A 26,602-nucleotide genomic window follows, 5' to 3' on the forward strand; every position below is an offset into this window, starting at 1 on the left:
GGAGGGGGCCCCTCTTAACACTTCCGTCAGCGCGCCGGGAACGCCTCGTCCAGCGCGAGGTTGAGTTCCAGCACGTTCACCGCGGGCTCACCCATGAAGCCCAGCGCCCGGCCGGTGGTGTGCTCGGCGACCAGCCGCCGTACCGCCGCCGGGTCCGCGCCGCGCTCCCGCGCCACCCGGGCCACCTGGATCTGGGCGTACGCCGGGGAGATGTGCGGGTCGAGGCCGCTGCCACTGGCGGTGACCGCGTCGGCCGGCACGGCGGGCCGGGCCGGGGCGTCCCCGCGTACCGGGGTGACGATGCCGCCCTCGGCCACGTAGTCGTGGCCGGGCTGTGCCGCCTCCACCGGTACGCCCTGCCAGGTGGCGACGAACGGTGTCGCGGGCGCGGCCTGGTTGACGCTGACCACGCGGGTGATCGGGCCGGTGAGGCCGTCGGCGCGGAACACGGCGAGCACCGCGCCCACCCCGTCCGGCGTGCAGTACGGGCGCCGCCCGTCGACGCCGTCGAGTTCCCCGACCGCCCTGCTGCGGGCGCAGACCTGGGTGAGCAGGCTCTGCGCCGAGGTCTCCTCGTCGCCGGTGAGCGTGTCCACCACGCTCTCCGGGCCGAGGTTGCCGGCCGCGGTGGCGGTCGGGTCGTAGCCGTCCCCGGCGGCCGACGGGCGGGACTGGAAGTAGCGCGGGACGGGATTGCCGTCCGCGTCGGTGAACGACTGGCCGATCAGCGAGCTGCCGACGGTCCGGTCGCCGACGGTGAGCAGTGAGCCGTCCGCCCTGCCGTCGAGGCCGGGCAGCCGGCCCACGGCGACCAGGGCGAGCGGGTAGACCAGGCCGAGCAGCACGGTGAAGACGAGCACCGCGCGCAGGGCGGCCAGGTGCTGGGAGAGCCAACTGGGAAGGCGCATCACGAGATCCCCGGGACGAACTGGACGAGCAGGTCGATGAGCTTGATGCCGACGAACGGCACCACGATGCCGCCGAGGCCGTAGAGCCACAGGTTGCGGCGCAGCAGCGTCGAGGCGCCGGCCGGGCGGTAGCGCACGCCGCGCAGGGCCAGCGGGATCAACGCCACGATGACTATCGCGTTGAAGACGACGGCGGAGAGGATCGCCGACTCGGGACTGGCCAGGCGCATGATGTTGAGCCGGTCCAGCGACGGGTAGATGCCGGCGAACATGGCCGGGATGATCGCGAAGTACTTCGCGATGTCGTTGGCGATGCTGAACGTCGTCAGCGCACCCCGGGTGATCAGCAACTGCTTGCCGATCTCCACGATCTCGATCAGCTTGGTCGGGTCGGAGTCGAGGTCGACCATGTTGCCGGCCTCCTTCGCGGCCGACGTGCCGGTGTTCATGGCGACGCCGACGTCCGCCTGGGCCAGCGCGGGCGCGTCGTTGGTGCCGTCGCCGGTCATGGCGACGAGCCGGCCGCCCTCCTGCTCCTTCTTGATCAGCGCGAGCTTGTCCTCCGGCGTGGCCTCGGCGAGGAAGTCGTCCACGCCGGCCTCGTCGGCGATCGCCTTCGCGGTACGCGGGTTGTCACCGGTGATCATCACGGTCCGGATGCCCATCCGGCGCATCTCGTCGAAGCGCTCCCGCATCCCGGCCTTCACCACGTCCTTGAGGTGGATGACGCCGAGCGCCCGGGCCGGTTCCCCGGCCACGTGCTCGGCCACCACGAGCGGCGTGCCACCGGTGCCGCTGATCGCGTCGACCAGTTCACCGACCTGCTCGGTCGGGTGGCCGCCGTTGTCGCGTACCCACTTCATCACCGCGGCGGCAGCGCCCTTGCGGACGTGCCGGACGCCGCCGTCGGCGTCGAGGTCGACGCCGCTCATCCGGGTCTGGGCGGTGAACGGTACGAACGTGGCGTGCGGGATCAGGCCGGGCTCGCGCTCGCGCAGCCCGAAGTCGTTCTTCGCGAGCACCACCACCGAACGACCCTCGGGCGTCTCGTCGGCCAGGCTGGACAGTTGCGCCGCGTCGGCGAGCGTGGCCGCGTCCACGCCGGTCACCGGCAGGAACTCGGCGGCCTGCCGGTTGCCGAGCGTGATCGTGCCGGTCTTGTCCAGCAGCAGCGTGTTCACGTCGCCGGCCGCCTCGACCGCCCGGCCGCTCATCGCCAGCACGTTGCGCTGCACGAGCCGGTCCATGCCGGCGATGCCGATCGCGGACAGCAGCGCGCCGATGGTGGTCGGGATGAGACAGACCAGAAGCGACACGAGTACGACGCCGGTGACGCCGGAGTCGGTGATCGCCGCGGTGTCCGGCGCGGCGGCCTGGTATCCCTTGGCGAAGATCGCCATGGGCTGGAGCGTGACGACGGCGAGCAGGAAGATGATCGTCAGCGCGGCCAGCAGGATGTTCAGTGCGATCTCGTTCGGCGTCTTCTGCCGGTTGGCGCCCTCGACCAGCGCGATCATCCGGTCGATGAAACTCTCGCCCGGCTTCTGGGTGATCCGCACGACGATCCGGTCGGAGAGAACCCGGGTGCCGCCGGTGACCGCGCTGCGGTCGCCGCCGGACTCCCGGATCACCGGGGCGGACTCGCCGGTGATCGCCGACTCGTCGACGCTGGCGATGCCCTCGACCACGTCGCCGTCACCCGGGATGACCTGCCCGGCCTCGACCAGGACGACGTCGCCCTGCCGCAGCTGCGGCGCGGGCACCGCCTCGTCCCGGTACGCGTTCGCGGCGGCGCCGGGCGTCCAGCCGACCAGGCGGGTGGCGACGGTGTCCTGCTTGGCCCGGCGCAGCGTGTCGGCCTGCGCCTTGCCGCGCCCCTCGGCGACCGCCTCGGCCAGGTTCGCGAAGATCACGGTGAGCCAGAGCCAGACGGTGATCGCGATCGCGAAGACCGACGGGTCGGCCACCGCGAGCGCGGTGGTGAACAGCGCGCCGATCTCCACGATCAGCATCACCGGGTTGCGCCACAGCGTGCGCGGGTCGAGCTTGCGCAGCGCGTCCGGCAGCGACGCGATCAGCTGGCGCGGGTCGAGCAGCCCGCCGCCGACCCGGTCGTCGCGGCGCCCCGGCGTGCCGGCCAACGGTGTGTCGGCGGTCTGAACAGGTGCGGTCATGTCCTTGTCTCTCATGGTGGTCACAGCCCTTCGGCCAGCGGGCCGAGTGCGAGTGCGGGAAGGAAGGTGAGGGCGACGAGGACCACCGTGACGCCGACGACCATGCCGACGAACAGCGGCCGGTGGGTCGGCAGAGTGCCCTCGGCGGCGGGTGTGGGTTGCTGCCGGGCCAGTGAGCCGGCCAGGGCGAGTACGAAGATGATCGGCAGAAACCGGCCGAGCAGCATGCAGAGCCCGAGTGCGGTGTTCCACCACGGCGTGTTCACGGTGATGCCGGCGAACGCGGAGCCGTTGTTGTTGCTCGCCGAGGTGAACGCGTAGAGCACCTCGGACAACCCGTGCGGCCCGACGTTGAGGCGTGTCGAGTCGTTGCCGGTGGCGAACGCGGCGGCGGTGCCGGCGAGCACCAGCGCCGGGGTGATCAGGAAGTACATCGACGCGAACTTGATCTCGCGCGAGCCGATCTTCTTGCCCAGGTACTCGGGGGTGCGCCCGACCATCAGGCCGGCCACGAACACCGTGATCACCGCGAGGATCAGCAACCCGTACAGGCCGGCGCCGACACCGCCGGGGACGACCTCGCCGAGCATCATGTTGCCCAGCGTCATCATGCCGCCCAGCGCGGTGTACGAGTCGTGGAACGAGTTGACGGCGCCGGTCGAGGTGAGCGTGGTGGCCGCCGCGAACGTGGCCGAGTTCGACACGTCGAAACGCACCTCCTTGCCCTCCAGCGCCGCGCCGACCGCCTGCGGCACCGTGCCGTCGCCGGCCAGCTCGAAGACGTTGGTGAAGGCGACACTGGCGAACGCCAGGATCGCCATCACGGCGACGATCGCGTAGCCCTGCCGCTTCTGCCCCACCATCCGGCCGAAGACCCGGGGCAGGCTGAACGGGATCACCAGGATCAGGAAGATCTCCAGCCAGTTCGTCCAGGCGGTCGGGTTCTCGAACGGGTGGGCGCTGTTGGCGTTGTAGAAGCCGCCGCCGTTGGTACCGAGCTCCTTGATGACCTCCTGGCTCGCCACCGGCCCGCCGGTGACGGTCTGGGTGCCGCCGGTCAGCGTGGTCACGTCGGTGCCGCCGGAGAGGTTCTGCACCACGCCGCCGAGCATCAACACGAGCGCGCCGAGCACCGCGATCGGCAGCAGGATCCGCAGCGTGACCCGGGTCAGGTCGACCCAGAAGTTGCCCAGCTCGCCGGTACGACTGCGGGCGAAGCCCCGGACCAGCGCCACCGCCACGGCGATGCCCACCGCCGCCGAGACGAAGTTCTGCACTGCGAGGCCGGCCATCTGCACCAGGTGGCCCATCGTCGACTCACCCGAGTACCACTGCCAGTTCGTGTTGGTCACGAACGACACTGCGGTGTTCCAGGCGCCGTGCGGCACCACCGGGTCGAAGCCCAGCGACAGCCACAGGTGGTTCTGCAGGCGCTGGAACGCGTACAGGAACAGCAGGGACACGGCCGAGAAGGCCAGCACCGAGCGGGCGTACACGCCCCAGGTCTGCTCGGCGGCCGGGTTGACCCCGACCAGCCGGTAGATGCCCCGCTCGACCCGGGACGACCGGGTTCCGGCGACCACGCGGTACATGTGGTCGCCGAACGGCCGGTGCACGGCGACCAGCACCGCCACCAGCGACAGGACGAAGAGCACTCCCGCTGTCGTCATGTTCATCAGAAGCGCTCCGGGAACAGCAGGGCGGCGACCAGGAACACGCCCAGGCCGATCGCCAGCACCAGGCCGACGGCGTTGACGGCGTTCACAGCTTCTCCACGCCCCTCACCACGAGGGCGAGAGCCGCGAACAGCCCCACCGTCAGCAACACGAACAGCACGTCAGACACGGCTGATCTCTCCTAGCGGAAGTTGTCCTCGCGACCGCCTCCCGGCCGCGCCGGGCAATCACAGCGCCGTATCCGGCGGACGGACAGGGGTCTTGACGCGACCATCACGCGCGGCCACGTTTTCTTGACGCGCTTTTCACGCCGCTCTCCGGGCCGGTGATCCGGGTCACCGGACGGGCCTCGGCACCGATCGACCGGAGGTGGCGGTAACCGGCACCGAGCACCGCGGCGAACCCGATCGCCACCGCCTGGGACCAGGCGTCACCCGAGCCGGTCAGCTCGCCGTAGCGGTGCGCGAGGAACCCGACGAAGACCGCCGCATCCAACGCGGCCACCGCCGCGACCGCGCGCAGGTCGGCCACCACAGCGGCGTACGCCCCGACGACGCCCGCCATCACCAGGACCCGCCCCGGCAGCTCGTCTGGTGCGAACGCCCCGGCCGCCACCAGCGCCGCGCCGACCACCACTGCGGCGCCGGCGGCCACCCGGAATCCGGTGCACCCGTCCGCCCGTTCTCGTCCCATTTCCGCCTCCCGCGTCGGTACGTCCTTCGCAGGCCATACCAGCCGGGCCGGGTGCGCACGGTCGACTGCTTTGACGGATCCGGTACGGGCGGGCCGGGGCTTTTCACGCCGCCTTCACGCAGCGTCCGGCGCGGGGCCGTCACGAGCCGGTCCGCCGCCTACGCTGGCCCGGTGACCACCGAACTGACCCTGCTGTCGGACGTGGTCTGCCGAGGGGTGCCGGTGGGCGGCGCACGGCTGCGCGGGCTGCTGGCGCTCCTGGCCGGCCGGCTCGGGTCCGGCTGCGGCACCGGCGCGCTCGTCGATGCGCTCTGGCCGGACGACCCGCCCCGGCATCCGGTCAAGGCGTTGCAGATCCTGGTCTCCCGGGCCCGCGCCGAGCTGGGCGCCGACCTGATCGTCCGGACCGCCACCGGTTACCGGCTGGCGCTCACCGACGCGCAGGTGGACGCGGCGGCAGTGCTGCGGCACGCCGCGGCGGCGGCCCGGCACGCCCGCGCGGGTGCGCACGCGGAAGCCCTCGCCGAGGCGGAGGCGGGCCTGGGGAACTGGTCCGGGCCGCCGGCCGACGACCCGGGCGAGGGCGATCCACTCACCGCGTTGCGTGCGGAGAGGGCGGCCACGCACCGGGAACTGTCCCGGGCGCGGGCGCTCGCGTTGTCCCGGCTCGGACGGTCCGCGGAGGCGCTGCCCGGGCTCGCCGCGCTGGCCGCCGGGGGTCCGCACGACGAGGAACTGCTGGCCGAGCTGCTCCGCTGCGAGGCAGCGGTGACGAGCCGGTCGGCGGCGCTGAACCGGTACGAGGACTACCGCCGCTCGCTCCGCGACGAGCTGGGCGCCGAGCCGGGAGCGGCGCTGCGCGAGCTGCACCGGGAACTGCTCGACGGGGAGAGCCGGGTGGCCCGGCCCGGCATCCCGTACGAGCCGAACCCGCTGCTGGGCCGCGAGGGCGACCTGGCCTCGGTGGAGTCCCTGCTGGCCGGTTCCCGGGTGGTCTCCGTCGTCGGCCCGGGCGGGCTGGGCAAGACCCGGCTCGCGTACGCCGTGGCCCGGCGCGCACCGCAGCGCAGCGTACGTCTGGTGGCGCTCGGCGCGGTCGCCGTCGACGGCGACGTGTCGGAGGCGGTCGCCGCGGCGCTGGGGGTGGGCGAGCCGGTGGCCGGGCCGGTCGGCGCGCTGCCGGTGCCCGCCGACCCGGTCGCCGCGATCGTGGCGGCGCTCGGACCGGGGCCGGTGCTGCTGGTGCTGGACAACTGCGAGCAGGTGGTCCGGGGCGTCGCCGAGCTGGTGGCGGCGCTGCTGGCGGCGACCCGGGAGCTGCGGGTGCTGACCACCAGCCGTACCCCGCTGGGATTGACCTCGGAGGCGGTGCACGCGCTGCCCGAACTGCCGCTGGACACGGCGGTGCAGCTGTTCACGCAGCGGGCCCGCGCCGCCCGGCCGGGCGTTGTGCTGCCCGCCGACCAGGTGGCCGAGGTGTGCCGGCATCTGGACGGGATGCCGCTGGCGATCGAGCTGGCCGCAGCCCGGGTGCGGGCGATGAGCGTGCCGGAGCTGGCCCGCCGCCTCGACGACCGGTTCGGGCTGCTGCGTGGCGGCCCCCGGGACGCGCCACCACGCCACCACACGCTGCACGCGGTGGTCGACTGGAGCTGGAACCTGCTGCGGCAGGAAGGGCGGGCGGCGTTGCGGGCGCTGTCGGTGTTCCCGGACGGGTTCAGCACGGAGGCGGCGGACCGGGTGCTCGGCGAGGACGCGCTGCCGGTGCTGGAACATCTCGTCGACCAGTCACTGCTGCGAGTGGAGGAGACGCCCGACGCGATCCGGTTCCGGATGCTGGAGACGGTGCGGGAGTTCGGCGCCGCCCGCCGCGCCGAGGCCGGCGAGGACGAGCGGGTGGTGGCGGCGTTCCTCGCCTGGGCCCGCGAGTTCGGCCTCGGGCACCACGAGGCGCTGCTTGGCGCCGAGCCGTTCACCACGGTCGCGACGGTCCGCGCCGAGCAGGACAACCTGGTCGCCGCGCTGCGCCTGGCAGTGGCCCGGTCCGACGCGCCGACGGTGGCGGGTGTCGCCGCCGCGCTGGCCGCCGTGTGGACGCTGGACACCAGCTACACCCGGATGCTCGCGCTGGTCGCCGACACCGACTTCCTGCTGTCCCACTACCGTCCGGCGCCGGAGTTCGTGGCGCCGGTCCGTACCGTCGCCGTGCTCGGCGTGGCGCACAACCTCATGATCGCCGGGCGTCGCTCGACCCGCTCGCTGGTCGTGCTGCGCCGCCTGCCGCCACCCCCGCCGGACACGGTCGCCGGTGCGATGGCGGTGGTACTGGGCGCGCTCCCCGAGATCGGCGCCGACCCGGCCGTGCTCACCGTGCTGCGCGCGCACCGCGAACCGCTTGTCGTCGCGATGGCGAACGCCCTGGCCAGCTACCTGCTGGAACAGGCCGGCCGGCCCGACGACGCGCTCGACGCGGCCCGGCGGATGCTCGACGCGGTGGCGCACCGGCCGCTGCGGTGGCTCCTGGTGCTCGCCCACTCCCGGGTCGGCGAACTCTGCATGCAGGCCGAACGCTCGGCGGAGGCCCGGGACAACCTGACCGCCGCGCTGGACCTGCTGGCCGACTCCGGCCCGTGGTGGGACCGCCTCCAGATCCGCTGGAGCCTGGTGCTGGTCAACCTGGCGCTGGGCGAGGTCGACGAGGCGGAACGCTGGCTGCGGCTGGCCACCACCGATGCCTGCGACAGTCGGTACGACGCCGTGCCGGTGCCGGACGACCAGTACGGCATGCGGGCGTACGAGCGCGGCATCCGGGCCGAGTTCGCGCTGGCCCGGGGCGATGTCGAGGCCGGACTGGCCGGCTGGCGGGAGGCGCTGGACGGGCTGCGTCAACCGTCGGATCCGCTCGTCTGGTCCGGCCCGCCCGGCGACGCGCCGTGGCATCTGGAGATCCGGGCGGCTGCCCTGGCCGCGCACGCCCGGTACGGCCGGCTGGACCTGGTGCCGGGGCTCGCCGAGACGTTGCGCCGCCGGAGCGTGACCCTGCTGGCCGACCCGATCACCGACCCGCCCGGTTTTCTCGTGCAGCTGCCGCTCCACGGGTCGCTGCTGCTCGCCCTCGCCCTGGTCGAACTGGACCGGTCGGGCGATACCGGCGACGGAGCCGCCGGCGCCCGGCTGGTCGCGCTCGCCGAACGCTTCGGCTACCTGCGCAACTTCCAGCCCACCATGTCCTCGGCGGCGGCCCTCCGCGCGGCGCGCGACGCGGACGCGGCGGCGTACGACGCGGCCAGCGCGTCGTACGCCGCTCTCGACCACGACGAGCTGCGGCTCGCCGCCGTGGCGGAACTCAGCGGGAGGGATCCCGGTCGTACAGCCGGCGCGCCCACAGGTAACCGAGCAGGCTGATCCCGGCGCACCACGCCACCGCCACGAGCGCGTCACCGCCGTCGACCGGGCCGGCCAGGAGCAGGCCGCGCAACGTCTCCATGATCGGGGTGAACGGCTGGTGCTCGGCGAACCAGCCGAGCCACCCGGGCATCGAGCCGGTCGGCACGAACCCGCTGCCCAGGAACGGCAGCAGCAGCAACGGCATGGGCAGGTTGCTGGCGCTCTCCACGCTCTTGGACACCATGCCCAGCGCCACCGACAGCCAGGTGATCGCGAACGCGGTCAGGGTGAGCAGCCCGACGGCGGCGAGCCACTGCGCCGGGGAGGCGTCCGGCCGGAATCCGACCAGCAGCGCCACACCGACCACCACCGCCAGGCCGAGCAGCGTCTGCGTCACCGCGCCGACGACGTGGCCGGTGAGGACCGCCGCGCGGGCGATGGACATGGTGCGGAACCGCGCCACGATGCCCTCGGTCATGTCCATGGCCACCGCGATCGCGGTGCCCTGCGCCGCGCCGGCCATGGCGAGCAGCAGGATGCCGGGAGTCACGTAGTCGGCGTACGCGGACCGGCCCCCGGCCACGTCGCCGAGTCCGTTGCCGAGCGTGCCGCCGAAGACGTAGACGAACAGCAGCAGAAAGATCACCGGCAGGGCGATCACCACGACGGTCAACGACGGGTAGCGCACCGCGTGCTTCAGGTTGCGGCGCAGCATGGTCGCCGAGTCGCCGACGGTGTGGGCGAGCGTGCTCATGCGGTCACCTTCTCCTCGGTCGGGTGGCCGGTGAGGGCCAGGAAGACGTCGTCCAGGTCGGGGGTGTGCAGGCTCAACGAATCGACAGCGACACCGGCGGCGTCGAGCCGGTCGAGGAACCCCCGCACTCCGCTGACGCTCCCGTCGCCCGGCACCCGCAGGGTGAGGTCGTCGTCGTGCCGGGTGGCCGCCGGGAACAGCCCGGCCGCCGCGGCCAGGTGCGCCGCGTCGGTGAAGTGCAGGCGTACGTGGCCGCCGGGCACCATCCGCTTCAGCTCGGCCGGGCTGCCCTCGGCGACCAGCCGACCGCCGTCGAGCAGCGCGACCCGATCGGCCAGGTGGTCGGCCTCCTCCAGGTACTGGGTGGTGAGGAAGACGGTGGCGCCCTCGGCCACCAGCTCACGGACGATCTGCCACATGGCCCGGCGGCTGCGCGGGTCCAGGCCGGTCGTCGGCTCGTCCAGGAAGATCAGCCGGGGGCGGCCAACGAGCGTCATCGCCAGGTCCAGCCGGCGCTTCATCCCGCCCGAGTATGTCGCCACCGGCTTGCCCGCCGCCTCGGTCAGGTCGAAGCGGGCCAGCAGGTCGTCCACCACCCGCCGTCCCTCGGTCCGGCCCAGGTGCCGCAGGTCGGTCATCAGCCGCAGGTTCTCCGCGCCGGTGAGCAGCGCGTCGACGGCGGAGAACTGGCCGGTCACGCCGATCGCGGCGCGTACCCGGTCCGGTGCGGCGGTCAGGTCGTGGCCGGCGATCCGGACGGTGCCGGCGTCGGGGCGGATGAGCGTGGAGAGGATCTGCACGGTGGTGGTCTTGCCGGCGCCGTTCGGGCCGAGCAGGGCGAACACGGTGGCCTCGGGTACGCGCAGGTCGACGCCGTCGAGCACCACCTGTCTCCGGTACGCCTTGCGCAGCCCGGACACCTCGACCATCGCGCCGGGAGAGTTCGTCGTCGTCATGCCCGCAACCGTGGCGGCCGGCGGGATCAGCGTGGTTTCACGACGGTTTCACGCCCTGCGACGAGGGGTGGAACTCAACGGGCGGCGGCGCGGGAGACGAGCGCCTCGGCGACCTCGCGCAGCTTACGGTTGGAGTCCTGGGAGAGCTTGGCGAGCAGCGTGAACGCCTCGTCGGCCGAGCAGCGCCGCTGCCCCATGATGATCCCCTTGGCCTGCTCGATCACGGCCCGGCTGCGCATCGCCTCCTGCATCTGCCGGGCCAGCGTCGCGGTGCTCTCGTAGAGGTGCGTGTTGGCGAGCGCCACCGCCGCGTACGCGGCGAACTCCTCGGCCAGCTCTATCGACGCCTTGTCGAACGCGTGCGGCACGCCGCCGTAGACGTTGAGTGCCCCGGTGACCGCCTCCTGGATCGGCAGGCCGATCGACAGCGAACTCTCCACGCCCGAGGCCCGGGCCCGCGCCGCCCAGCCCGGCCAGCGCGGCTCGTCGGTCAGGTCGGGCAGGGAGACGCTCACCGCGCTGACCGAGGCGTCCAGGCAGGGGCCGTCGTCGTGCTCGTACTGCCACTCGTCGAGACTGCGCGCCAGGTCACTGGTGTAGGCGATCGCCCGGTTCGCCCCGGCCCGCACCAGGGAGACGGACACGTGCACGCTGCCCGGGACGGCCCGGTTGGCCAGTTCGGCGACGCGTGCCAGGACGTCGTCGAGCGCCACCTCGTCGAGCCGGATCCGGCTCAGCTCCGCGAGGGCTTCGCCGGGCTCGATGCGGGGGGCTTCCATGCTCTCGTCCTGTCCTGGTGAAGGTCATCGGCAGTGGTCGTTCCGATGACGGTACCCGGGACGGACCCGTACGAACGCCTCCCACGCTGCGATGTCCACCCGCTCGGCGTATCTTCGGATACGGGTCAAGACATGCGCCCTCCTGCTCCCGGCGAGTGCCGCCGGGAGCCTCCTCGGACGTTGAGGTGGGGGTGCCGTGTCCGACGAACAGCCGATCATGTGGCTGAGCTGCCACGCGGGCACGGACGTGACTCAGGTCTCGGTGGCCGGCGAGGTGGACCTCAGCAACGCGCATCTGCTCACCGAACTCGTGGAGACGGCCGTCGCGGCGCCCGCCCCGCTCGTGGTGATCGACCTCGCGGAGGTCAGCTTCTTCGGCGCGTACGGCACGAACGCGCTGGTGCTGGCGCATCGGATGCTCACCCGGCACGGCCGGCGGCTGATCCTGCACCGCCCCTCCCCGGTGGTCCGGCGCGTCCTCGCCGTCACCGGCACGCTCGGCGCGTTCGAGGTCGTCGATCGCCCGGCGCTACCGGCCGCCGGCCACGCGTCGGCACGTCCCGTCGTACCGGCCCGTTCCGGGTCGTAGAGTTGTACCGGTAGTCGACGTCCCGTCCGGGGCGTCACGAACGAGCGTCAAGAAGCGGCGCGGTCCCGATCTCCGTCAGGAATCGGGACGCCGGTCCGTCACCACGGGCCGATCCCCACCACCAGCCGTCGCGCCCCTCGTGGGCCGGCGGCGTCGCTTCGCACAAGGACGTCACCGCTCATGCCGCAGGACCACCCCGACCTCGCCGCAGCCTTGATCAGGCTCGGCCGGATCAAGTACGACGAGGTCGACCTCGACGTGGTGTTGTCGACCATCGCCCAGGTCGCCAAGGACACCCTGCCCGGTACCGCCGAGGTCTCGGTCACCCTGGTCCAGGGCACGCAGGCGCACACCGCCGCGTACACCGGTGAGCTCGCGCTGACGCTCGACGAGTGGCAGTACGCGCAGGGCCGTGGCCCGTGCCTGGACGCGGCCACCACCGGCACCGCCATGCTGGTGCCGGACATGGCGGCGGAGAGTCGCTGGCCGGAGTGGGCAGCACGCGCCCACGAGGCGGGTGCCGCCAGCTCGCTGTCCATCGGCCTGCCCATCCAGGAGGCCGTGGTCGGCGCGCTGAACATCTACGGCGCGTCGCCCGGCGTCCTCGACGAGCAGGTCGAGGACGCGCAGACGCTGGCCGGGTACGCGGCGATCGCGCTGGCGAACGTCCACCTCTACGAGAGCACGGCGACGCTGGCGCAGCAGATGCAGGAGGCGATGCAGAGCCGGGCCGTGATCGAGCAGGCGAAGGGCATCATCATGGGGCAGCGGCGCTGCTCGGCCGACGAGGCGTTCGCCATCCTGGCCCGGGTGTCGCAGGACTCCAACCGCAAGCTGCGCGAGGTCGCCGAGTCACTCGTCGATCGCGCGGTGCACGGACCCCGTGACTGAGCGTGAGGTCAGCGCGGCATCTCGCGCCAGCCGGAGCCGCTCGCGCGCCACGCCCCGGCCAGGATCGTCGCTGAGCCGCGACTCGGGCACTGCTGAATCTTCGACCGGCCGCTCGCCCCGCCGATCTGCGCCTGGACCTGCCACTGGCTTCCGTCGGTGCGGATGTAGACGTCGCGCCGTCCGCGAGGGTTGCTGACGCCGTTCCACCAGTGTTCCTCGACCACCATGCGGTGACCGTACCCCAGGAGACCCGGACCGGCCCAGACCGGAATTCCGTTGCTCCGCGTCACCGGGCGGCGGCACGCTCCACTGATGACCTCACCAGACCTGCCGCGACAGTTCACCATCCGCGAAGGCGAGCTGCGCATCCTCAACCCGTTCGACAACGTCAAGCTGGCCACACTGGGCCGGGCGATCCGGTTGCGCTCCGGCGACGAGCTGCTCGACCTGTGCAGCGGCAAGGGCGAACTGCTCTGCACCTGGGCCCGGGACCACGGGATCACCGGCACCGGGGTCGACATCAGCACCGCCTTCACCGCCGCCGCCCGGGAACGCGCCGCCGAACTCGGCGTGACCGAGCGGGTACGGTTCGTGCACGGCGACGCCGCCGCGTACACCCCGGAGCGGCCGGTCGACGTGGCCGCCTGCGTCGGCGCGACCTGGATCGGCGGCGGGGTGCCCGGGACGCTGGAGCTGCTCGACCGGGCGTTGCGGCCGGGTGGCATGGCGCTCGTCGGCGAGCCCTACTGGCGGCGTGACCCGCCGGACGACGAGGCGGTCACCGGCTCGCACGCCGGGTCCCGCGACGAGTTCACCGACCTGCCCGGCCTGGTCGCGTCGTTCGGCGAGTGCGGCTGGGACCTGGTCGAGATGGTCCTCGCCGACCAGGACAGCTGGGACCGGTACGCCGCCGCGCACTGGCTGAACCTGCGCCGATGGCTGGACGCCAACCCGGACGACGAACTGGCCCCGGAACTGCGGCGGGAACTGACCGAGGATCCGCTGCGATACGTCCGTTTCCAGCGCGAGTACATGGGGTGGGGCGTCTTCGCGCTGCTGCGGCGCTGACCTGCTTAACGAACGGCTACGCAGGGTAAAGCCAGATCATGGGACAGTTGCGCACCTCGCCGCCGCCGCCACAGGCCACCGAGCTGGAGCGGTGGGTGCTGGACAGTCCCGAGGATCTGCGCGGCCTGCGCGCGTCGCTGCGCGAGGCGCTGAACCGGCACGGCCTGGTGCAGGGTGAGGACCTGGACGAGGTGCCGCACCTGGTCGTGCTGGTCGCCACCGAGCTGGCGAGCAACGCGCTGCGGCACGGTCGCCCGCCCACCATCATCACGCTGCTCGCCACCGACGACCGGTTCCTGCTCGACGTGGCCGACCACGACGTCAGCACCGTGCCGGAGCTGACCGACATCAGCCCGACGGACTCGGGCGGGCGGGGCCTGTTCCTGGCTCAGTCGGTCTCGCTCGACGTGGGCTGGTACGCCACCGAGAAGACCAAGAACATCTGGGCCTCGTTCTCCCGGTGACGGCCCGGCCGGGCCGACGGGTCGGCCCGGCCACCGGCCCGCTCAGCGGTCCCCGGCCGGGATCGGGTCGTCGTACTGGCCGGGCGGCCCGGACAGCGGTTCGCCGTCCACCAACGGCCACGCGTTCGGGGTACAGCCGTGCAGGCCGAGCGTCTGCTGCACCATCACCGGTGCCGGGCCGCCGGCCCGGGGGCAGCGCTCGTGGCCGCGACCCAGCCGGTGGCCGACCTCGTGGTTGAGCAGGTACTGCCGGTATAGGTCGAGATCTTTGACGTGCGGCACCCCGTACGCCCAGCGGGCCACGTTGATCACCACTTGGTCGCCGTTGCGGCAGGACGTGTAGCGGTCGCTCGGGTCGCCGCAGAGACGCCCCCGGGTGACCGGCGTGGTGAGCAGCACGGTGAAGTCGGCCCGGTCGTCGCGGCCCACCCGTTGCAGCCGCCACCGGCCGTCGCCGGTCCAGCCCCGCCGGTCGGCGAGGGTGGCGGCGACGTCCCGGGCGAACCGCTCCACGTCCACGTTGCGGATGCCGTCCTCGACCGCGACCCGGTAGCGCAGCAGCTCACCGGAGCGGCCGGCGACCGCGCCGACCGTGTCGGCGGTCCGGAACGTGCCGGCGCCGCGTGCCGGGTAGCCGATGCCGGGGGCCACCCGGCCGGCCGCCGGGACCGGCGCCGGCGCGGCAGTCGGTGTGGGTCGGGCGTCCGGTTCGGGCGCGCTCGGTGCCGCCGCCGGCACGGTCCGCCGCACGTCGATGCGGTCCAGCAGGTCCGGGTGCCGGGCGGCGTACCCGCCTGCGGCGAGCGCGGCCCCGACCAGGACCACCGCCAGGAGCCGCGGTGATCGCGACCTCCGCCGTCGCCGGTGCAGCCCTCCGTCATGCCCGCCCACGTGATCTCCGTCCGTCGCGCCGCCCCGCTCCGGGCAGGAGTACGGACGCCGGGCACGGACGGTTGAACGGGCGGGCCGGGTACCGTCGGTGCCGGGGTGGGCGACCTGCCGCCTGTCGGAGTCCAGGGAGAGCCACCCGTGTCACCAGCCGAGCGACTGCTCGACGCCGCCGTCGCGACCGCGCGCGGCACCGACGTACGCGCTGCCGAGCGGGCCCTCGACGGGCTCGTGGTGGCCGACGGCGCGGCGGTGGACGCGGCGCTGCTCGCCCGGCTCACGCGGGACGTGGGCCGGCTCTGGCCGCGTGGCTGGCAGCCCGCCGACCTGGACCGGCTCGCCATCCGGCGGCTCACGCCGCGTGGCGCCCGGCTGCTGCGCGACGCGATGGCCGCGCAGCGACGCACGCTGCCCCCGCCGGTCCCGGCCTGGTTCGACGAGCAGCTCACCGAGACCGGCGCCCGCTGGGACGACGACGCGGGCTGGCTGGACCGGCGCGCCGACGGCGACCGGATCACCACGTTGCGGGACGCGGTCGACGCGGTCGTCCTGGTGGCGGGGCTGCCGCCGATCGCGGCGCTGCGGCCGCCACCCGGCTCGGCCGGCACCGCACTAGCGGCCGCGACACCGAGCGGTTCCCGGATGCTCGACCGGGTACGCGCGCTGCTCGCCAAGGCCGAGTCGACCGGCTACCCGGCCGAGGCCGAGGCGTTCACCGCGAAGGCGCAGGAGCTGATGGCCCGGCACAGCATCGACGTGGCGCTGCTCGACGCCGGGGCCGAACGTTCCGGCGGCCCGGGTGGGGTACGGATCGGCGTCGACGCCCCGTACGCGGCCGCGAAGGCGCTGCTGATCCAGGAGGTGGCGGCGGCCAACCGGTGCGAGTCGGTCTGGTCCGACGACCTCGGTTTCGCCACCGTGCTCGGCTTCCCGGCCGACCTGGCGGCGGTCGAACTGCTGCACACCTCGCTGCTCGTGCAGGCCACCGCCGCGATGCTGCGCGGCCGGGGCGAGCGCGGCAAGGCCGGCGGGCGGCGTACCAAGGGCTACGACGAGTCGTTCCTCAACGCGTTCGCGCTGCGCATCGGCGACCGGCTGCGGGAGGCGAGCGCGGCGGCGGCCGAGGAGTTGGCCGACGACCGGCTGCTGCCGGTGCTCGCGGCCCGCTCCGACGCCGTCCGGGAACGCGTCGACCAGCTCTTTCCCGGCACCACCCGGCACCGCCTCCAGGTGCGTGACGAGCAGGGCTGGGTCTCCGGGACCAGCGCGGCCGACCGCGCCTCGCTCGACCCGGGCCGCCCGGCACGCCGTCCGGTACGCGGTGGTCGCTGACTTTCCCGGGTGATGATGTCGGATCGGGCGGACCGGCTCCGACCCGTCTGCGAGGCGCCACCGCCGGTGGCCCGCATCCGAGGAGTACACCGTGAAGTACATGCTGCTGATCTGGAACCGGCCCGGCTTCGTGGAGGAGCTGACCGAGGCGGAACGCACCGCGATCTTCGGTGAGGTCGACGAGATCATGAAGGAGCTGACCGAGTCCGGCGAACTGGTCGGCGGCGAGGCGCTGGCCCACCCCTCGCAGACCCGCACGGCCCGCCCGGCGGCCGGTGGCGGCACCGAGGTCACCGACGGGCCGTTCATGGAGAGCAAGGAGCAGTTCGCCGGCTACCTGACCGTCGACTGCGAGACCCCGGAGCGGGCCGCCGAGATCGCCGCGCGCTGGCCGGACGTACGGCACGGTTTCGGGGTGCTGGAGGTGCGGGCGGTGATGGAGCAGGCCGGGACGGAGATGTGACAGCACCTGTGGTCGAGGACCTGCTGCGTACGCTCGCGCCGCAGGTCCTCGGCGTGCTCGTGCGCCGGTACGGCCAGTTCTACGCCTGCGAGGACGCCGTGCAGGAGGCGCTGCTCGCCGCCGCCGTGCAGTGGCCGGAACAGGGCCTGCCCGACCACCCCCGCTCCTGGCTGGTCACCGTCGCGACGCGGCGGCTCACCGACGAGTGGCGCAGCGAGCACGCCCGCCGGGCACGCGAGGTCGCGGTGGCGGTGCGGCAACCCGCGTACGCCACTGTCGCCCCGCCCGCCGACGAGGAGCCGCCGAGCGGGGACGACACGCTGAAGCTGCTGTTCCTCTGCTGCCATCCGGTGTTGCCGGTGAGCGGGCAGGTGGCGCTCACGCTGCGCGCCGTGGGTGGGTTGAGCACCGCCGAGATCGCCCGCGCGTACCTGGTGCCGGAGGCGACGATGAGCCAGCGGATCCGCCGGGCGAAGCAGCGGATCGAGGCGGCCGGCGCGCGATTCACGCTTCCGTCACCGGCCGACCGCGACGAGCGGCTGAGCGCGGTGCTGCGCGTGCTCTACCTGATCTTCAACGAGGGCTACACCGCGTCCAGCGGCGAGGCGCTGCACCGGGCCGAGCTGACCGGGGAGGCGATCCGGCTGACCCGGGAGCTGCGCCGGCTGCTCCCGGACGACGGCGAGGTGGCCGGGTTGCTGGCGCTGATGCTGCTCACCGACGCCCACCGGGCCGCCCGTACCGGGCCGGTGGGCGAACTGGTGCCGTTGGCGGAGCAGGACCGCACCCGCTGGGACCGGGACGCGATCGCCGAGGGGGCGGCGCTGGTGACCGAAGCGCTCACCTGGTCGGCGCCGGGGCCGTACCAGGTGCAGGCGGCGATCGCCGCGGTGCACGCGGAGGCACCCACCGCCGAGGACACCGACTGGCGGCAGATCGTCGCGCTCTACCGGGTGCTGGCGCGGGTCGCGCCGAACCCGATGGTCACGCTCAACCAGGCCGTCGCGGTGGCAATGGTGGACGGCCCACGCGCGGGGCTGGCGCTGCTGGCCACGCTCGACGCCGACGACCGGACCGCGGGCCACCACCGGCTCGCCGCCGTCCGCGCGCACCTGCTCGACCTGGCCGGTGATCGTGCCGGGGCCCGGGTCGCGTACCTGGCCGCCGCGCGGGCCACCACGAGCCTGCCGGAGCGGCGTTATCTGGAGGTGCGCGCGGCGCGCCTGGCCGACAGGTGAGTCCCGTGCGGATCGGCTCGGGTCAGAACAACCGTCCCCGGTACGGATGCGGCCGCCCCCACCGCTCCTCCCACTGGAGCAGCTCCGCCTGCCACCGCGGCAGGTCGGGCCGGTACTCGCGAATCAGTTCGCGGTTCTCCGGGCGGTCGACCAGGAACCGCCAGTAGGACTCGACCGCCTCCCGGGTCTCGTCCAACGAGTAGCGACCCCGCTCGTCCGCGACCCACTCGTTGACGAACTCGACCCCGTCGGGCGAGAAGCCGACCTCGTACTTGTCGCTGTCCCACGCCTCGTCGAGCGGACGGCCGTTCGCCACGTCGTCGATCATCTGAAGGGCGTCCAGGCAGGCCGAGTAGGAGACGGAGATGTCGGTGATCAGCCAGGCGCCGAGAGCCCGATAGCGCTGATCGGCCACGTTGAACAGCGGGAGCCGGAACTCATCGACGGAGAAACTGATGAACGCCAACGGAAGTCCTCCGGATCATGGGATGACGACCGGCCATCCGTGGGTGAAGCCGCCCGAGCCATTGTAGAAACCCTCGATCACCAGGCCCTTGTGAGTGCCGCGCCACATGCTGGTGCCGGGCACCGGCTTCGCGTTCTGGAAGGCACCGGTGATGGCGTTGTCGACCTGGGCCGGCGTCCAGTCGTCGGGGAAGAAGGAGCTTTCGCCGCCGTTGCCCTTCTTCGGCTTCCAGGCCCCGTGCGGAGGGTTCAGCGTCGGATCGAAGAACTCGGGTTTGGCGGTGTAGGCGCCGGTCTTGGGGTCCTTGACGACGCTGCCGGGCTGGAGCCGCCGGCCGGGAAAGTCCTCACCGCCGGGCCGGTAGTGGTAGCCCGACCCCTTGGGCATGCCCGGCTTCACGTGGCCGCCCATCACGTGCTCGGTGAAGTGCGGGTTCATCCGGTCGGGCCGGTTACGCGTCTTCGTGCGCTTGAGAAAGCGCAACGCGGCCCGCATCAACCGGCCGCCTGCTTTGCCCCCGCCCATGTCACCTCACCCGTCGACGAGTTTCCAGAGGGCTTCCTGGACGAGGTTGCCGACGATGGTCCGGGCCAGCGCATGGAAGATCGGGATCTCCAGCAGCGAGGCGCCGAACGTGACCGCCGCGGTGGCGATGGCCTGCGCGATCTGGATGGCGAGGACGACCAGTTGCACGATGACGGCGACCTTCAGGGCGAGCACGATCGCGCCGCAGATGATCAGGCCGGTGCCGGTCAGTACGGCGGCGGTGACGCCGTCGCGCAGGCTGTCGGCCGGGCTGTCCTCCTTGTTCCACCAGGTCTGGAACGCGGTGATGTCCTGGCCGGTGTGCTGGGTCCAGACCGTAGCGGCGCCGGTGTTCGCCTCGCTCACCACGCCGGAGAGGGTGTCGGAGAACCGGATCCAGGCATTGCCCATCTCGAACAGCTTGGTCTCGTCCGCCTCGGGCCAGGTGTAGCCGAGGACGCCGAGCAGCGAGCGCAGCTCGCCGGGGAGTTCCATGCCCATGCTCAGCCTCCCAGCATCCGGCGCAGGCCGTCGAGGTTGCTGGTGATGGCCGCTTCCGTCTCGGCATAGCGGACGGCCATCTTGCCGAGGTCGGCGCCGGCGGAGGCGATCTCGGTGAGCGCGCTGTCGAAGCACTCGAACGCGAACGCGGAGACCTCGTCGTGGGCGGCACCGATCAGCGAGCCGATGTCGTCGGTCCCCCAGGGCCGGCCGAAGGCCGACAGCTCCGCCCGGAAGGCGGTGAGCGCCGTGCCGAACCGGGTGGCGACGGCGTCCAGCGCGGACCCGGAGGCGCCCAGCCGCTCCGGATCGATCTCGACCGGCATCAGCGCCCGTCCTGGCGGGCGAGCCGGTCCTGCGCCTGCATCAGGGCGTCGGTGAACATGCTGAACTGGCGTCCCGCGTCGGCCTGGACGCGGCGCAGCTGCTCACCGAGCGAACCCAGGTCGACCTCGCCCGGGGCGGTGGTGGCCTGCTCCCGCAGGTCGGCGAGCGCGGCGTTCACCGCCGCTTCGATCTCCTCGGCGAGGGCCTCGCTGGCCATCCGCATCACGCGGGGATCGAGCGTCAGCCCGGTGACCTGACCGGGTGGGCCGGCGGTGACCCGGATCAGGCCGTCGGCGGCCTCGCCGACACCTTCCGGTGGTGCCACCTGTTCGCTCGCGTCGGTCTGCCGCTGGAGCGCGGCCATGGTTTCGGACAGCACCCGGCCGAAGCCGGACGGGTCGGCGGCATCGGCCATCGAGAAGCTCCTCCGCGTTCGAGGTCGCCTCGCATCCTATGCACCGGAGCCGATCCCGGTGGTCCCGCCGGATCGCTGTGGACGGTGGCATCCGCCACTGGGGACGGTCACCGTCCGTACACAGCACTCCGGGCCGGCCCGTGGGCCGACCCGGTGGTGTGTGTGCGTCGCGTGCTCAGCTCTTGAAGGCGTCCTTGACCTTCTCGACGGCCTGCTTGAGCTTGGCACCGGCCTGGTCGTTGCGGCCCTCGGCCTCGAGGCGCTCGTTGTCGGTCGCCCGGCCGATGCCCTCCTTGACCTTGCCCGTGGCGTCCTGCGAGGTGTTGTCGATCTTGTCGTCGAGACCCATGATGACCTCCACTGGTGCGGTTGCCTGACGACAACTGGTTACCCCGGGGGCCGTCCGCTCAATCCCATCACCCGATCGGGCGAAAGCGTCGTAGCCGCAGGCTGTTGCCCACCACGAAGACCGACGAGAACGCCATCGCCGCCCCGGCGAGCATCGGGTTGAGCAGCCCGGCCGCCGCCAGCGGCAGCGCCGCGACGTTGTAGGCGAACGCCCAGAACAGGTTGCCCTTGATGATCGCCAGGGTCCGCCGGGAGAGCCGGATGGCGTCCGCCGCGGCCATCAGGTCGCCCCGGACCAGCGTCAGGTCGGCGGCCTCGATGGCCGCGTCGGTGCCGGTGCCCATGGCTAGCCCGAGGTCGGCCCGGGCCAGCGCGGCGGCGTCGTTCACCCCGTCGCCGACCATGGCGACCACCCGGCCCTCGCGCTGGAGCCGCTCGACCACGTCGACCTTGTCGGCGGGCAGCACCTCCGCGATCACCTCGTCGATGCCGACCTCGGCCGCCACCGCCTTCGCCACCGTGGTGTTGTCGCCGGTGAGCAGCACCGGCTTGAGGCCCAGCTCACGCAGCCGGGCGACGGCCGCCCGGCTGGTCGGCTTCACCGCGTCGGCCACCGCGAGCACGCCCCGGGCCCGCCCGTCCCAGCCGGCCAGGATCGCCGTCCGCCCGGCGGCCTCCGCGCCGGTCGCGGCCCGCTGGACCTCCTCGGGTACGTCGAGACCCCGCTCCCGCAGCAGCCGGGCCCGGCCGACCACCACGGTCCGGCCGTCGACGGTGCCGGTCACGCCCAGCCCCTCGGCGTTGGCGAACTCGCCGACCGGCGGCAGCGGCCCGGCGTCGGCGGCAGCCTCGGCGACGGCACGCGCGATCGGGTGCTCGGAGGCGGCCTCCAGCGCGCCGGCCACCCGGAGCAGCTCGGCGGCGTCCTCGCCGTCGGCGGGCAGTACCTCGGCCAGCGCCATCCGGCCGGTGGTGACGGTGCCGGTCTTGTCCAGCACCACGGTGTCGACCCGGCGGGTGGACTCCAGCACCTCCGGCCCCTTGATCAGCACACCGAGCTGCGCGCCGCGCCCGGTGCCGACGAGCAGCGCGGTCGGCGTGGCCAGGCCGAGCGCACACGGGCAGGCGATGATCAGTACGGCCACCGCGGCGGTGAACGCGGCGGTCGTACCGGAGCCGGTGCCGAGCCACCAGCCGAGCGTGCCCGCGGCCAGCGCGATCACGATCGGCACGAACACGCCGGAGATCCGGTCGGCGAGCCGCTGCACCGCCGCCTTGCCGGTCTGCGCCTGCTCCACCAGCCGCGCCATCTGGGCGAGCTGGGTGTCGCCGCCGACCCGGGTGGCCCGGACGACCAGCCGGCCGCCGGCGTTCACCGTCGCGCCGACCACGGTGTCGCCCGGCCCCACCTCGACCGGCACCGACTCGCCGGTGAGCATGCTGGCGTCGACGGCCGAGGTGCCCTCCTCGACCACGCCGTCGGTGGCGACCTTCTCGCCGGGCCGGACCACGAAGCGGTCACCGACCGCCAGCCGGCCGACCGGGATCCGGGTCTCCTGCCCGTCGCGCAGCACCGCCACGTCCTTGGCCCCGAGTTCCAGCAGCGCGCGCAGCGCCGACCCGGCGGTGCGCTTGGAGCGGGCCTCGAAGTACCGCCCGGCCAGGATGAACACGGTCACCCCGGCGGCGGCCTCCAGGTAGATGTTGCCGGCGCCGTCGCCGCGGGTGATGTCGAAGCTGAACGGGTGTTTCATCCCGGGCATGCCGGCGGTGCCGAGGAACAGCGCCCAGAGCGACCAGCCGAACGCGGCCAGCGTGCCGAGCGAGACGAGCGTGTCCATGGTCGCCGCGCCGTGCCGCAGGTTGACCAGTGCGGCGCGGTGGAACGGCAGCCCGCCCCAGACCACCACCGGGGCGGCCAGCGTGAGCGAGGCCCACTGCCAGTAGTCGAACTGCCAGGCCGGAACCATGGCGAGCACGATCACCGGCACTGTGAGCACGGCGGAGACCCAGAGCCGGGTACGCGCGGTGCGCAGTTCGTCCACCGGCTCGCCGCCCGCCGCGGCCTCCGCCTGCTCGGGCGGCGGCGGCACCACTGCGGTGTAGCCGGTCTTCTCGACGGTGGCGATCAGGTCGGCCGGCGCGATGTCGTCGGCGTACCGGACGGTGGCCTTCTCGGTGGCGTAGTTCACAGTCGCCTCGACGCCGTCCATCCGGTTGAGCTTCTTCTCGATCCGGGCGGCGCAGGACGCGCAGGTCATCCCGCCGATCGCCAGTTCGATCAGGTTCGGCGCGGTGGGCAGCGCCTTTCCCGTGGCAGTCATCGCGGCACCTCCGGCGCTCAACTGTGCCCGTGCCCCGGAGTGCCGTGTCCGGCGTCCGGGGTCGGTGCGGTGGTGGATGCCGGCGCGGCGGGCGGCGGCGCGGTCGGGTCGCCGGCCAGGACGGTGAACTCGGCGGTGTGCACCGCGTCGCCGTGCCGGAAGTCCAGGTAGAGACGGTACGCCCCGGGTGAGGGCACCTCGGCGGCGAACGTGATCGCCGGACCGGCCGGCGTGCGCCCGTCGCCGGGCCTGCCCTCCGGGTGCACGTGCAGGTACGCCAGGTCGCCCTGCCGCAGCGCCACCAGGTGGCCGTACGCGCCGAGGTAGGGCTGCAGGTCGGTGACCGGCTGCCCGTCGCGGCTGACGGAGAGCGTGAGCCGGCTGGTGCGGCCCGGCTCCGGCGTGCCGGTCAGGGTGACCGTGTAGCCGTCGACGGTGGTGCTGGTCGCCGGCGCCGGCAGCGGCCGGGCGGTCAGCTCGCCGGGGACCGTGACGTCCAGGCCGAGGGTCAGCGGCTCCCCGCCTTCGGGGGTGAAGTCGGCGAACGCCCGCCAGACACCGGGGCCGCCCAGCGGCGAGGCGATCCGCCAGGTGCCGTCTCCGGTCATCTCCGGGTGGACGTGCCGGAACCCGGACAGGTCCCGGCGGGCGACGATCAGGTGCATGCGCTTGTCGTGGGCCACCTCGAAGCGGGTGACAGGCGCGCCGTCCGGGCCGGTGATCCGGAAGGCGAACTGCCCGGCCGGCGCGGCGGCGGGCTGGAACGTGTAGCCGCGTTCGGAGACGAGCAGCCCGCCGGGCAGGTGCGCGGAGGCGCCGCCCGCGTTGCTCTCGTCACCGTGACCGGCGTCGCCGGCCCCGTGGTCGCTGTCGCTGTCGTCGTGGCGGGTCTCGGCGGCCGGGGCGACGGGATCGGCCAGGTTGCCGATCCCGTACGCCGCGCCGAACACCGCCACGAGGCCGAGGGCGAAGCCACTGAGCTTCGTCGCCGTGTTCATGGTGTCTCCTCGGTTCTCGCGGGTCCGTCGGACCCGTCACGCACCGACGAGGTCGTAGCCGGCCTCGTCGACCGCCGCGCGGACCGCGTCCGCGTCCAGCGGGTTCTGACTGGTGATGGTGACCCGGCCACTGGCCAGGTCGACCTGGACGTCGGTGACGCCCGGAAGCGCGCTCAGCTCGGTGCTCACCGAGTTGACGCAGTGCCCGCAGGTCATGCCGCTCACCTGGTAGGTGGTCTCCATCTCGCCCTCCGATCCGATACCCCCCAGGGGTACGTTCGGAACGTTAGCATACCCCCGAGGGGTACGCTATCCTCGGTGTCATGACCGCGCCGTCCAGCCCCACCCGGGGCTACACCGCCAGCAAGGACCAACTCCTCGCCCGGCTCCGCCGGATCGAGGGTCAGGTCCGCGGCATCGAGAAGATGGTCGAGGACGACCGCTACTGCATCGACGTGCTGACGCAGATCTCGGCCATCCAGGCGGCGCTGGACAAGGTCGCGCTGGGCCTGCTCGACGGGCACGCCCGGCACTGCATGCACGAGGGCGCCGCCGAGGGCCGGGCCGACGAGATGGCGACCGAGATGATGGCCGCCGTCGGCCGCCTGATGAAGCGCGGCTGAGCGGGACCTCCGACCCCCGGGGCAGGGCACATCGACCCGCGCCGACGCGTCGTGCCGGTCGTACCGTCGAAGTGGCGGGCAGGCCGGACCGGCGGACCCGCGGCGACGGACGGAGGGCGGCCCGATGATGTGGCAGAGCCCGATGATGGGCTGGATGTGGATCTGGTCCCTGCTGGTGCTCGCGGTGCTGGCGGGGCTCGTCTGGGCGGCCGTGCGGTGGACCGGCCCGCAGTACCTGGGCCCGACGACGGCCCGGCGCATCCTCGACGAGCGGTACGCCCGCGGCGAGATCGACGAGGACGAGTACCGGCGACGCCGAGCCGGACTGACCTGACCCGCGCGGCTCGCGTGTCACCGGCCACGGCGTCCGGGAGCGCCCGACCGGGCTGCCTACCATGGCCGGGCGACGACCCGGACGTGGTCGACACGTCCGCGCCGGCCGGGTGACCACACCGGTCCGGCGGACCAGGCGTCGCCGCGACCGTTGGGAGAGACCTCATGGGTGCCGACCACACCCACCCCGCGCCCGCCGCGCCGCCGGGCGTACGACGGCTGCTCGTCGCCGTGGTGGTGCCGCTGTTCGCGCTCACCGTGATCGCGGCGCTGGTGCTCTGGCCCCGGCAGGACCGGGAGCCGGTCGGCGGGGCAGACGTCCCCCGCTACCACGGCACGGTGACCCGGGTGGTCACCGAGCCCTGCCCGCCCACCCCGGAGGCCCCGGAGGGCGGCGGTGGCCCGTGCGGCACCGTGACGGTCACCGCCGAGCAGGGCCCGGACGCGGGCCGGCAGGTCGAGACGCCGATCCCGGCCGGGCCGGGCGCGCCCCGGGTCGCGGTCGGCGACGAGGTCGTCCTGGTCGAGCTGACCGACCCGGCCGACCCGTCGGCGAAGTCCTACAACATCGCCGAGCACCAGCGCGGTACGCCGCTGATCTGGCTGATGGTGCTGTTCGCCGCCGCGATCGTGGCGTTCGGCCGCTGGCGCGGGCTCGCCGCGCTCGGCGGCCTGGTGGCCAGCTTCGCCATCCTGCTCGGCTTCGTGCTGCCCGGTATCGGTGCCGGCCAGCCACCGCTGCTGGTGGCGATCGTCGGCGCTGCGTTGATCATGTTCGTGGTGCTCTACCTGACGCACGGGATCACCGCGCAGACGTCGGTGGCGGTGCTCGGCACGCTCGGCAGCCTGGTGATCACCGGCGTGCTCGGCCTGCTCGCCACGTCCGCCACCCACCTGACCGGCTTCGGCAGCGAGGACGCCACCACGCTGTCCATGTTCCAGGGCGACGTGGACCTGCACGGACTGCTGCTAGCCGGCATCATCATCGGCTCGCTGGGCGTCCTGGACGACGTGACGGTCACCCAGGCGGCCACCGTCACCGAACTGGCGCACGCCAACCCCGGGCTGTCCCGGCGGCAGCTCTACCGGGCCGCGACCCGGGTCGGCCGGGCCCACATCGCGTCCACCGTCAACACCATCGTGCTGGCGTACGCGGGCGCCTCGCTGCCGCTGCTGCTCCTGCTGGTCGCCGACTCCCGCCCGGTCAGCGAAATCCTCACCAGTGAGTTCCTCGCCCAGGAGATCGTCCGCAGCGCGGTGGCCACGCTCGGCCTGATCGCCGCCGTACCGCTGACGACCGGACTGGCCGCGATCGTGACCACCGCCGGACGGCGCTCACGCGGCGCGGAGCCGGCGCCGCCCGCGCCCCGGCCGCCGGCCGGACGGGACGACGCGCTGGAGGCGCTCGGCGGCGGAAAGAGTACGGAGGCCGCATGGTGACACTCCGCAGCGTGACCATCGATTTCAAACGCGACGCTGGTC

At 73.2% G+C, this 26,602-nt stretch carries 30 protein-coding genes; 11 read left to right on the top strand and 19 right to left on the bottom strand.

Annotation, left to right across the window (positions count from 1 at the left end):
- Positions 1–26 precede the first annotated feature (26 nt).
- From O7604_RS06685 to O7604_RS06705, 5 genes are all read right to left on the bottom strand, one after another.
- Positions 27–908, bottom strand: a complete 882-nt coding sequence (locus O7604_RS06685; protein ID WP_269702558.1) for a potassium-transporting ATPase subunit C — start codon at positions 906–908, stop codon at positions 27–29.
- Positions 908–3,082 (bottom strand): potassium-transporting ATPase subunit KdpB, encoded by a 2,175-nt coding sequence (kdpB, locus tag O7604_RS06690; protein WP_281579151.1) that lies wholly within the window; start codon positions 3,080–3,082, stop codon positions 908–910. Before kdpB ends, O7604_RS06685 begins: the two co-directional genes overlap by 1 nt.
- 20 nt (positions 3,083–3,102) lie before the next feature.
- Complete coding sequence (gene kdpA, locus O7604_RS06695) at positions 3,103–4,758, bottom strand: potassium-transporting ATPase subunit KdpA (RefSeq protein ID WP_281579152.1); 1,656 nt, start codon at positions 4,756–4,758, stop codon at positions 3,103–3,105.
- On the bottom strand, positions 4,758–4,847 hold the full coding sequence (gene kdpF / locus O7604_RS06700; RefSeq protein WP_036311210.1) for a K(+)-transporting ATPase subunit F: 90 nt from the start codon (positions 4,845–4,847) through the stop codon (positions 4,758–4,760). The genes kdpA and kdpF overlap by 1 nt, the downstream gene beginning before the upstream one ends.
- A 184-nt stretch (positions 4,848–5,031) precedes the next feature.
- Entirely contained in the window at positions 5,032–5,451 is a 420-nt protein-coding gene (locus tag O7604_RS06705) for a hypothetical protein (protein WP_281579153.1), read from the bottom strand.
- A gap of 171 nt (positions 5,452–5,622) precedes the next feature.
- Between O7604_RS06705 and O7604_RS06710 the strand changes: the two genes are divergently transcribed.
- Positions 5,623–8,856, top strand: coding sequence for a BTAD domain-containing putative transcriptional regulator (locus O7604_RS06710; RefSeq protein ID WP_281579154.1), 3,234 nt, complete (start codon positions 5,623–5,625; stop codon positions 8,854–8,856).
- On the opposite strand, the gene O7604_RS06715 is transcribed toward O7604_RS06710, so the two are convergent.
- The 3 genes from O7604_RS06715 to O7604_RS06725 all read right to left on the bottom strand — a co-directional run bounded on the left by O7604_RS06715 (position 8,798) and on the right by O7604_RS06725 (position 11,327).
- Positions 8,798–9,592 (bottom strand): ABC transporter permease, encoded by a 795-nt coding sequence (locus O7604_RS06715; RefSeq protein WP_281579155.1) that lies wholly within the window; start codon positions 9,590–9,592, stop codon positions 8,798–8,800. The genes O7604_RS06710 and O7604_RS06715 overlap by 59 nt on opposite strands.
- Entirely contained in the window at positions 9,589–10,548 is a 960-nt protein-coding gene (locus tag O7604_RS06720; RefSeq protein ID WP_281579156.1) for an ATP-binding cassette domain-containing protein, read from the bottom strand. Before O7604_RS06720 ends, O7604_RS06715 begins: the two co-directional genes overlap by 4 nt.
- A gap of 74 nt (positions 10,549–10,622) precedes the next feature.
- Positions 10,623–11,327, bottom strand: coding sequence for a GAF and ANTAR domain-containing protein (locus O7604_RS06725; RefSeq protein WP_269702565.1), 705 nt, complete (start codon positions 11,325–11,327; stop codon positions 10,623–10,625).
- A 196-nt stretch (positions 11,328–11,523) separates the two neighbouring features.
- Here O7604_RS06725 and O7604_RS06730 point away from each other — a divergent pair, with 196 nt between their 5' ends.
- Complete coding sequence (locus O7604_RS06730) at positions 11,524–11,916, top strand: STAS domain-containing protein (protein WP_281579157.1); 393 nt, start codon at positions 11,524–11,526, stop codon at positions 11,914–11,916.
- Positions 11,917–12,096: 180 nt separating this feature from the next.
- Positions 12,097–12,807 carry a GAF and ANTAR domain-containing protein gene (locus O7604_RS06735; protein WP_281579158.1) on the top strand — a complete coding sequence of 237 codons (711 nt, stop codon included), beginning with the start codon at positions 12,097–12,099 and terminating at the stop codon, positions 12,805–12,807.
- Between the two features lie 8 nt (positions 12,808–12,815).
- Here O7604_RS06735 and O7604_RS06740 read toward each other — a convergent pair whose 3' ends face one another.
- Entirely contained in the window at positions 12,816–13,034 is a 219-nt protein-coding gene (locus tag O7604_RS06740) for a hypothetical protein (protein ID WP_120574013.1), read from the bottom strand.
- Between the two features lie 85 nt (positions 13,035–13,119).
- Here O7604_RS06740 and O7604_RS06745 point away from each other — a divergent pair, with 85 nt between their 5' ends.
- Together O7604_RS06745 and O7604_RS06750 are read left to right on the top strand one after the other, a co-directional pair.
- On the top strand, positions 13,120–13,875 hold the full coding sequence (locus O7604_RS06745) for a class I SAM-dependent methyltransferase (protein ID WP_281579159.1): 756 nt from the start codon (positions 13,120–13,122) through the stop codon (positions 13,873–13,875).
- Between the two features lie 38 nt (positions 13,876–13,913).
- Positions 13,914–14,339 carry an ATP-binding protein gene (locus tag O7604_RS06750; RefSeq protein WP_281579160.1) on the top strand — a complete coding sequence of 142 codons (426 nt, stop codon included), beginning with the start codon at positions 13,914–13,916 and terminating at the stop codon, positions 14,337–14,339.
- Between the two features lie 42 nt (positions 14,340–14,381).
- Here O7604_RS06750 and O7604_RS06755 read toward each other — a convergent pair whose 3' ends face one another.
- Positions 14,382–15,164, bottom strand: coding sequence for a DUF3152 domain-containing protein (locus tag O7604_RS06755; protein ID WP_281579161.1), 783 nt, complete (start codon positions 15,162–15,164; stop codon positions 14,382–14,384).
- Positions 15,165–15,368: 204 nt separating this feature from the next.
- Here O7604_RS06755 and O7604_RS06760 point away from each other — a divergent pair, with 204 nt between their 5' ends.
- The 3 genes from O7604_RS06760 (at position 15,369) to O7604_RS06770 (ending at position 18,260) form a co-directional block, all read left to right on the top strand.
- Entirely contained in the window at positions 15,369–16,559 is a 1,191-nt protein-coding gene (locus tag O7604_RS06760) for a DUF2786 domain-containing protein (protein ID WP_281579162.1), read from the top strand.
- A 100-nt stretch (positions 16,560–16,659) separates the two neighbouring features.
- Positions 16,660–17,022, top strand: coding sequence for a YciI family protein (locus tag O7604_RS06765; protein ID WP_281579926.1), 363 nt, complete (start codon positions 16,660–16,662; stop codon positions 17,020–17,022).
- A complete protein-coding gene (locus O7604_RS06770; RefSeq protein WP_281579163.1) occupies positions 17,019–18,260 on the top strand; it encodes a sigma-70 family RNA polymerase sigma factor in 1,242 nt (413 codons plus the stop codon). Before O7604_RS06765 ends, O7604_RS06770 begins: the two co-directional genes overlap by 4 nt.
- Positions 18,261–18,282: 22 nt before the next feature.
- On the opposite strand, the gene O7604_RS06775 is transcribed toward O7604_RS06770, so the two are convergent.
- From O7604_RS06775 to O7604_RS06815, 9 genes are all read right to left on the bottom strand, one after another.
- Positions 18,283–18,726 carry a hypothetical protein gene (locus O7604_RS06775; protein ID WP_281579164.1) on the bottom strand — a complete coding sequence of 148 codons (444 nt, stop codon included), beginning with the start codon at positions 18,724–18,726 and terminating at the stop codon, positions 18,283–18,285.
- Positions 18,727–18,741: 15 nt separating this feature from the next.
- Positions 18,742–19,251 carry an EndoU domain-containing protein gene (locus O7604_RS06780; RefSeq protein ID WP_269702582.1) on the bottom strand — a complete coding sequence of 170 codons (510 nt, stop codon included), beginning with the start codon at positions 19,249–19,251 and terminating at the stop codon, positions 18,742–18,744.
- 6 nt (positions 19,252–19,257) lie between these two features.
- Positions 19,258–19,752 carry a hypothetical protein gene (locus O7604_RS06785; RefSeq protein ID WP_269702584.1) on the bottom strand — a complete coding sequence of 165 codons (495 nt, stop codon included), beginning with the start codon at positions 19,750–19,752 and terminating at the stop codon, positions 19,258–19,260.
- 2 nt (positions 19,753–19,754) lie between these two features.
- On the bottom strand, positions 19,755–20,078 hold the full coding sequence (locus O7604_RS06790; RefSeq protein WP_281579165.1) for a hypothetical protein: 324 nt from the start codon (positions 20,076–20,078) through the stop codon (positions 19,755–19,757).
- Positions 20,078–20,494: a YbaB/EbfC family nucleoid-associated protein gene (locus tag O7604_RS06795; RefSeq protein ID WP_281579166.1), complete on the bottom strand. Its 417-nt coding sequence runs from the start codon at positions 20,492–20,494 to the stop codon at positions 20,078–20,080. The genes O7604_RS06790 and O7604_RS06795 overlap by 1 nt, the downstream gene beginning before the upstream one ends.
- 175 nt (positions 20,495–20,669) lie before the next feature.
- A complete protein-coding gene (locus tag O7604_RS06800) occupies positions 20,670–20,843 on the bottom strand; it encodes a CsbD family protein (protein WP_269702589.1) in 174 nt (57 codons plus the stop codon).
- Between the two features lie 67 nt (positions 20,844–20,910).
- Positions 20,911–23,166, bottom strand: coding sequence for a heavy metal translocating P-type ATPase (locus tag O7604_RS06805; RefSeq protein WP_281579167.1), 2,256 nt, complete (start codon positions 23,164–23,166; stop codon positions 20,911–20,913).
- Between the two features lie 17 nt (positions 23,167–23,183).
- Positions 23,184–24,164: a hypothetical protein gene (locus O7604_RS06810; protein WP_281579168.1), complete on the bottom strand. Its 981-nt coding sequence runs from the start codon at positions 24,162–24,164 to the stop codon at positions 23,184–23,186.
- Positions 24,165–24,200: 36 nt separating this feature from the next.
- Complete coding sequence (locus O7604_RS06815; RefSeq protein ID WP_281579169.1) at positions 24,201–24,407, bottom strand: heavy-metal-associated domain-containing protein; 207 nt, start codon at positions 24,405–24,407, stop codon at positions 24,201–24,203.
- 80 nt (positions 24,408–24,487) lie between these two features.
- Between O7604_RS06815 and O7604_RS06820 the strand changes: the two genes are divergently transcribed.
- From O7604_RS06820 to O7604_RS06830, 3 genes are all read left to right on the top strand, one after another.
- On the top strand, positions 24,488–24,787 hold the full coding sequence (locus O7604_RS06820; protein WP_269702597.1) for a metal-sensitive transcriptional regulator: 300 nt from the start codon (positions 24,488–24,490) through the stop codon (positions 24,785–24,787).
- Positions 24,788–24,911: 124 nt separating this feature from the next.
- A complete protein-coding gene (locus O7604_RS06825) occupies positions 24,912–25,121 on the top strand; it encodes an SHOCT domain-containing protein (RefSeq protein ID WP_210895789.1) in 210 nt (69 codons plus the stop codon).
- 164 nt (positions 25,122–25,285) lie between these two features.
- Positions 25,286–26,560, top strand: coding sequence for a YibE/F family protein (locus tag O7604_RS06830; protein ID WP_281579170.1), 1,275 nt, complete (start codon positions 25,286–25,288; stop codon positions 26,558–26,560).
- Positions 26,561–26,602 lie beyond the last annotated feature (42 nt).

Source organism: Micromonospora sp. WMMA1947, from assembly GCF_027497355.1.
Classification (GTDB): domain Bacteria; phylum Actinomycetota; class Actinomycetes; order Mycobacteriales; family Micromonosporaceae; genus Micromonospora.